General features: G+C 35.5%; 6 protein-coding genes. All 6 read right to left on the bottom strand.

Going from position 1 to position 7,503, the window contains the following annotated elements:
- A partial coding sequence (locus RWM24_RS08305) for a YSIRK-type signal peptide-containing protein (protein ID WP_314113287.1) occupies nt 1–646 on the bottom strand: 646 nt, incomplete at its 3' end.
- 261 nt (nt 647–907) lie between these two features.
- Nucleotides 908–2,314 carry a dihydrolipoyl dehydrogenase gene (gene lpdA, locus RWM24_RS08300; protein WP_314113285.1) on the bottom strand — a complete coding sequence of 469 codons (1,407 nt, stop codon included), beginning with the start codon at nt 2,312–2,314 and terminating at the stop codon, nt 908–910.
- Nucleotides 2,315–2,390: 76 nt separating this feature from the next.
- Nucleotides 2,391–3,728 (bottom strand): dihydrolipoamide acetyltransferase family protein, encoded by a 1,338-nt coding sequence (locus tag RWM24_RS08295; protein WP_314113284.1) that lies wholly within the window; start codon nt 3,726–3,728, stop codon nt 2,391–2,393.
- Nucleotides 3,729–3,821: 93 nt separating this feature from the next.
- Nucleotides 3,822–4,799, bottom strand: coding sequence for an alpha-ketoacid dehydrogenase subunit beta (locus tag RWM24_RS08290; protein WP_314113283.1), 978 nt, complete (start codon nt 4,797–4,799; stop codon nt 3,822–3,824).
- A gap of 2 nt (nt 4,800–4,801) precedes the next feature.
- Nucleotides 4,802–5,908 carry a pyruvate dehydrogenase (acetyl-transferring) E1 component subunit alpha gene (pdhA, locus tag RWM24_RS08285; RefSeq protein ID WP_314113282.1) on the bottom strand — a complete coding sequence of 369 codons (1,107 nt, stop codon included), beginning with the start codon at nt 5,906–5,908 and terminating at the stop codon, nt 4,802–4,804.
- Nucleotides 5,909–6,222: 314 nt separating this feature from the next.
- A complete protein-coding gene (gene dinB, locus RWM24_RS08280; RefSeq protein ID WP_314113280.1) occupies nt 6,223–7,281 on the bottom strand; it encodes a DNA polymerase IV in 1,059 nt (352 codons plus the stop codon).
- Nucleotides 7,282–7,503 lie beyond the last annotated feature (222 nt).

Genomic DNA, 7,503 nt, shown 5'->3' with positions numbered 1-7,503 from the left:
CACCTGTTCTGAAACCAGTTCCTTCTTCCATCTTTTTACCATTACGGCTGTCTTTGTTTTTATTTTCTTTTGTAACTTCTTCAGCCTTAATTGATTTTAGGATAATTGTTAACGAACTAATTTCTTTTGCTTTTGCATCGACTTCTTTTTGAGAAGTTGCATTAGAAGAGATTAATTGTTTTGCTTCTTCTACTAATTTTTCAGCTTTTTCAATTTGTGATTTTTGTTTTTCATTAGAACGGATACGATTGATTTCCGTTTGTAATGTTGATACTTTTTCTTGTAATTCAGTTGTTTGAAGTGTTTGAACAGCTTGTGTTCCTACAGCTTGAGAGATTGTTGTTTCAACTTTTTTCTCTTCTACTACTCCAGTTACCACTGGTTGTTCTGTAACACTATTTTCTTTGTTAGGAATACTTTCAACAGTCGCTTGAGAATTTATTTTTTTATCACCAAAAGCTTCATTATTTGCATTCACAACGCTTTCAGCTTTTGTTACTTCACTTGCTTCAACATGATACCCAAAAAAGAAACCAGCACCAACTAATACACTAGCGGCACCCACTTTTAATTTTTTAATCGAATACTTTTCAAATTTCCGACCAGACTTTTGCTGGTTCAAATAATGATTGTTTTTACTTACCATAATTCACCTCAAAATAATATAAAAATTCACTATTCATATTACAGTTTTATTCATACTCTGTCAAATAATAACAATTGATTTTACAATATTTTTGACTATTTCTTGTAATAGTTATTCGTATTTATGTATACATTTAAACGTTATCATAAAACGTTCTCATATATATAAAATATGTTATATTCATTCTTATAATCTTTTTAGAAAAATATTTGTAAAAACCAAAAAAAGACCGAGAAAACTCGGTCTTTCATCAAAATGTTATTATATATGAATTGGCATACCTAATGCTAATTCAGCTGTATCCATAATTACTTCAGCTAATGATGGATGTGAGTGGATTGTTAATGCAATATCTTCTGCATTCATACCAGCTTCAACTGCTAAACCTAATTCTGCAATTAAGTCACTTGCGCCAACTCCGGCTACTTGTGCGCCAACGATTACGTTGTCATCTTTTGTTGTAATTAAACGAACGAATCCTTCTGTTGCATTTAATGAAATAGCACGACCATTTCCTGCTAGAGGGAATTTAGAAGCTTTCACTTTTAATCCAGCATCTTTCGCTTGTTGTTGAGTATAACCAACAGAAGCTAATTCTGGATCCGTAAAGGCAACAGCTGGCATTGCACGATAGTCAACAGCAACTGGTTTACCTGAGATTGCTTCTGCAGCAACTTTACCTTCGTAACTAGCTTTATGTGCTAATGCTGCACCAGGAACGATGTCCCCGATTGCAAAAATGTTTTTAATATTTGTACGTCCTTGGTTGTCTACTTTTACTAAACCACGTTCAGTCATTTCAACACCTACAACGTCTAATCCTAATTCATCAGTGTTTGGACGGCGTCCTACAGCAACCATTACATAGTCAGCAACGATTGATTGTTCTTTACCATCTACTTCGAATTTAACGGTTACGCTATCTCCATTATCAACTGCTTCTTTAGCCATTGCTGAAGTAATAACTGTAACTCCTTTTTTAGCGAAATCATCTTCTACTAATTTCACCATATCTTTATCAAACATTGATAAAATACTTGGAGCACCTTCTAAAATTGTTACTTCAGAACCTAAGTTAGCATAAGCTCCACCTAATTCTGAACCGATTACTCCACCACCGATTACAACTAATTTCTTAGGAACATCTTTTAATCCTAAACCACCAGTTGAATCAATCACACGTCCACCAAATTTGAAACCTTTGATTTCAATTGGACGGCTACCAGTTGCAATAATTGCATGGTTGAATGAGTATGTTTGAGCAGAATCTTCTGTTACAACACGTAATGTGTGGTCATCAACTAGGAAAGCTTCCCCACGAATGATTTCCACTTTATTTTTCTTTAATAAGTATTCGATACCAGAAGTTAATTTTTTAACTACTTGGTTATCTTTCCATTCTTGAGTTTTCGCAAAATCTAATACCACTTCTTTTGCAGTTACTCCGAAAACTTCAGAATGTTGAGCTTCTTGATAATGGTGTCCTGCAGAAATTAATGCTTTAGATGGAATACATCCAACGTTTAAACACACACCACCAATATATTCTTTTTCAATAATCGCAACTTTTTGTCCTTCTTGCGCTGCACGAATTGCAGCAACATAACCACCAGGGCCGGCACCAATTACGACTGTATCTAGTTCAATAGCGAAATCGCCTACTACCATCTTTTTCACCTCTTAAAAGTTTTCAATAGTCATACGACGTAGACCGAAGGGTTTACGTCGTACTACTAATTAATAATTAAGCTTCCATTAATAATAATTCTGGATCAGCTAATAAACGTTTTAGTTCGTTCATAGCTTTTTGAGCAGTAGCTCCGTCCACGATACGGTGGTCGAAACTTAATGATAATTTCATGTTACGTCCGATTACGATTTCATCGTTTTCGTTAATTACTGGTTCACGAACGATTGTACCTACACCTAAGATAGCTACTTCAGGGTAGTTAATAACTGGAGTGAACCAGCCGCCACCTACTGAACCAATATTTGAAATTGTAATTGTTCCTTGTCCCATATCAGTTGCTGTTAATTTACCTTCGTGAGCTTTAGCTGCTAATGCATTGATTTCATCAGCAATTCCAAACATGCTCTTAGTATTTGCATCTTTAATATTTGGAACGAATAATCCTAAATCTGTATCTGTTGCAATACCGATATTGATGTAGTTTTTGTAAACAATTTCTTGTGTTGCATCATCGATTGAAGCATTTAATACTGGGTATTTCTTCATTGCTACTGCTAATGCTTTAACAACATATGGTAAGAATGTTAATTTAGTACCTTGTGCTGCGGCAACATCTTTGAATTTCTTACGGTGATCCCATAGTTTAGAAACTTCAACTTGATCATGTAATGTTACGTGAGGAGCTGTATGTTTACTATTTACCATTGCTTTAGAAATTGCTTTACGCATTGGAGTTAATTTCACACGTTCTTCACGTTCTGCTGAACCTACAAATGGTTTAGCTGGTTCTGCTTTAGCCGCTGGAGCTTCTACTTGTGCTGCTGGCGCTGAAGCAACTGCTGCTTCTACTGCTGGAGCAGCTGATGCAACTGGAGCCCCACCGAAGTTGTCGATATCTTCACGAGTAACACGTCCGCCTTTACCAGTTGGAACAACCAATGTAATATCAACACCTTTTTCACGTGCATATTGACGCACTGAAGGCATTGCTAATACTAATTTATCAGGATTGCTTGCTGCTGGAACACCTGTTGCTTGAGCTGGTGCTGGTGCTGCTGCCGGTGCAACTGGTGCTACTGGCGCTGGAGTTGGAACTGCTGCCGGTGCAGGTGCTGCCTCAGGAGCTGATGCTGGTGCTGCTTCTGCTGGACCAGAACCATCATCGATAACAACAATAACATCTCCTACACGTGCTACTGTTCCTTCTTGAACTTTAACTTCTAAAATAGTACCACTTACTGGAGAAGGAATTTCCTCTACAGATTTGTCGTTTTGTACTTCAAATAAAATATCATCTTCTTGAATTGTGTCACCGACTTTAATGTCGATTTTTACGATTTCGCCTTCTGCGATACCTTCACCGATATCAGGCATTTTAAATTGGAAAGCCATGCTTGTACATCCCTTCTTAATTTTTACTTAAATATTCTAAAGAGCAAATCACCTTTGAAGGGCTTTTTGCTCTTTAGTGAATGATTTTACGAATTAAAAATTGTAAGTTTCGCGAACTTTTGCTTCAATATCACTTGCATTTGGTAACCAGTCATTTTCTGCTTGACCAAATGGGAAGATTGAGTCTGGTGCTGCAACACGACCGATTGGTGCTTGTAAATGTAAAATTGCACGTTCTGAAATTTCAGACATTACCATTGCGCCAATACCTGCTTGACGTTGAGCTTCTTGTACAACTACAACACGTCCAGTTTTTTGAACTGAAGCTAAAATTGTATCTAAGTCTAATGGTGAAACTGTACGTAAGTCAATCACTTCTACAGAAATGCCTTCTTTTTCTAAGTTTTCTGCTGCTTTAACAGATTCACGAACCATAGCTCCGTAAGTAATAATAGAAACATCTGTTCCTTCACGAGTTACAGCAGCTTTTCCTAAAGGAACTGTATAGTTTTCTGCTGGAACTTCTTCACGGAATGAACGGTATAATTTCATATGTTCTAAGTATACAACTGGATCGTTATCACGAATTGCTGAAATTAATAATCCTTTTGCATCATATGGATTTGAAGGAATAACCACTTTCAAACCTGGAGATTGTGCTACTAAACCTTCTAAGTTATCTGAGTGCAATTCCGGTGTATGTACCCCACCACCAAATGGTGCACGGAATACGATAGGCATTTGACGAGTTCCACCCATACGGTAACGGTAACGAGCTGCTTGAGCAACAACACTGTCCATTACTTCAAATACGAATCCAAAGAATTGGATTTCAGGAACTGGACGATAACCTTCTAATGCTAAACCAATAGCTAAACCACCAATACCTGATTCTGCTAAAGGAGTATTAAATACACGGTCTTCACCAAATTCATCTTGAAGTCCTTGAGTTGCACGGAAAACTCCTCCGTTTTTACCAACGTCTTCACCGAAAATTAGGACATTTTCATCACGTTTTAATTCTAAAGCCAATGCATCAGTAATGGCTTGAATCATTGTCATTTGTGCCATAATTATTTATTCTCCTTTGCTTCAAAGTAATCAATTTGTTCTTGGATAACATTTGTTGGTTCTTCAAACATTGTCTTCAAGAAGAATGAAACTTTTTGTTTTGGTTGTTTGTCAGCTTCTTTGATTGCTTCTTTAATTTCTTCTTTAGTTGCTTCAATAACTTCATTTTCTTTTTCTTCAGACCATAAGCCTTTAGCTGTTAAGTAGTTACGGAAACGAATTAATGGATCTTTTTTAGCCCATTCGTCTTGAATACCCTCTGGTTGGTAACGAGTTGGGTCATCCCCTGATAGTGTATGTGGACCATAACGGAAACAGATTGTTTCAATTAATACTGGACCATTTCCTGCAACTGCATATTCACGAGCTTTTTTAGTTACTGCGTAAACTGCTAATGGGTCCATTCCATCTACTTGAATACCAGGAATACCTGCAGCTACCGCTTTTTGTGCTAATGTAGTAGCAGCTGTTTGTAATTCACGAGGAGTTGAGATAGCCCAACCATTGTTTTGAATGAAGAAGATAGCAGGTGATTTGTATGCACCAGCATAGTTAATGCCTTCATAGAAGTCCCCTTGTGAAGATCCACCGTCACCTGTATAAGTAACAGCGACATTTTTCTTACCACGTTTTTGTAATCCTAATGCAACCCCTGCTGCTTGAACATATTGTGCACCAATGATGATTTGTGGTGGTAAAGCTTTTAATGATTCTGGGTACATATTACCTGCAACATGTCCACGAGACCATAAGAATGCTTGTGATAATGGTAAACCATGTTTTACTAATTGTGGTACATCACGGTAACCAGGTAATAATACGTCTCCTTTATCAATTGCTTTGATTGAAGCTAATTGTGAAGCTTCTTGACCAGCTGTTGGAGCGTAGAATCCTAAACGTCCTTGACGGTTTAATGCTGTTGAACGTTCATGTAAAATACGTGACCATACCATATCAGTCATTAATTCGACTAATTCATCGTCAGATAAATCAGGTACTAGATCTGGATTAACAACATTTCCCTCTGGATCTAACACTTGAACCATTTCAAAGTTCGTGTTATTTGGTGTGAAAAGTGCATCGAGATCGAATTTTTTCTTCGTTGCCATACTTTTTGTTTCCCCTTTTCTTTAAGAAATTGTGCTTCATAACAAAAATGAAGAAACAGAATGTTATTTCTGTATCATTTCTATTATTTTCATATACTAATTTACCATGCTTTTTTTAGTTATGCAAGTAATTAAGTTCGAGTTTTGATTTTTATTTTTGGTGAATAGTATTACAAGTTTTTCTTTATAATTAAAGTATTTATTTATGTTTTTTTGTGCAGAAACTTTATCAATTTTCATTTTTAACGAAAAAAGTTGGAAAATATATCTTTCGTCCTGTGTTATATGGTGTTATAAAAACTGTACTAATATTATTAAAACAGTTTTACTTGTTCAAATAAATGGAGAGTCTGTTCAAATTGAGAAACTGTTAGTCCAATTAAACGAATTGATTCATTATTATATTGTTCCATCAATAAATTAGATGCTTCTAAAACAAGCTTATCTTTATTTTGTATATAAGTTTCTAGTGTCTTACTTCTAGTTTTTGTTTCAAAATCACTTTGTTTTAATTTTATTGTTATTGTTTTAGCTGCTAGTTTATTTTTCTTTAACCAGTTGGATATTTGTTCTGAGAATTGCTCAATATATTTCTGTAATACTTCTTCATCTGTTGTATCTTCTAATAAAGTTTCTTCTTTTCCATAAGATTTTCTTTCCCGATACAATGTTAATTGATCATTGGATTTTCCTCTTACTTGTCGATATAGTGCTTCTCCCTGCTTTCCTAACTGTTCTATTAAATACTCTTTTGAACAATTCAAGATATCTTCACCTGTAAATATTTTTTTCTGATGTAATTTTTTTGCAGTTGCTTGTCCTACACCAAAAAAATTTTCAACAGGTAGTGTTTTAATAAATTCTGGAAATGATTCTTGATCAATCACAGTAATTCCCGCGGGCTTTCTTTGTCCAGAAGCAATTTTAGCTAAAAATTTATTAAAAGATACTCCTACAGAGCAAGTTAATCCTATCTCTTTATAGATAGCTTCTTGAATTTCTCTAGCAATCATAGTTGCAGAAGTTTGATTTTTTGAATTCTCTGTAACATCTAGATAAGCTTCATCAATCGACATCGGTTCAACGAGAGGTGTATATCGATGAAATATTTCTCGGATTTGTAAACTTAATTGTCGATAGCGTTCAAAATTCGGAGGAATAATAATGGCTTTTGGACATAATCGGATGGCTTTACTTGTTGGCATAGCAGAACGCACTCCAAATGCTCTTGCTTCATAAGAACAAGTTGCCACTACTCCACGTTGATTGATTTTTCCACCTACGATAATGGGTTTCCCTCTTAAATGAGGATGATCCATTTGCTCAACAGATGCAAAAAAGGCATCCATATCGATATGTAATATTTTACGCATTCATTTCCTCCTTCCTTATGTTCATTCGAACATTCGTTCTTTCAGTGTAGCATTCTTCCTTTGACGTTTCAAATATGGTAATAGTTCAGGCAACATTTTCAGTTGAATAGGTGTTCTATTCTGTTAATTGAAATGAGGTATTTATGCATCGAAAATTATTCGATTAGTTTCTAATGTCAAGCGCAAGTTAAAATGTCCCGAAAAAAATTAGTTTAGTACAGG

The organism is uncultured Granulicatella sp., assembly GCF_963516875.1.
Lineage (GTDB): Bacteria > Bacillota > Bacilli > Lactobacillales > Aerococcaceae > Granulicatella.
This window is presented reverse-complemented; position numbering and strand designations above follow the sequence as displayed.

Bases quoted from the DNA above. Each gene is read 5' to 3' on its own strand.
- lpdA (WP_314113285.1), bottom strand. From the start codon at position 2,314: ATGGTAGTAGGCGATTTCGCTATTGAACTAGATACAGTCGTAATTGGT.
- RWM24_RS08295 (WP_314113284.1), bottom strand. From the start codon at position 3,728: ATGGCTTTCCAATTTAAAATGCCTGATATCGGTGAAGGTATCGCAGAA.
- RWM24_RS08290 (WP_314113283.1), bottom strand. From the start codon at position 4,799: ATGGCACAAATGACAATGATTCAAGCCATTACTGATGCATTGGCTTTA.
- pdhA (WP_314113282.1), bottom strand. From the start codon at position 5,908: ATGGCAACGAAGAAAAAATTCGATCTCGATGCACTTTTCACACCAAAT.
- dinB (WP_314113280.1), bottom strand. From the start codon at position 7,281: ATGCGTAAAATATTACATATCGATATGGATGCCTTTTTTGCATCTGTT.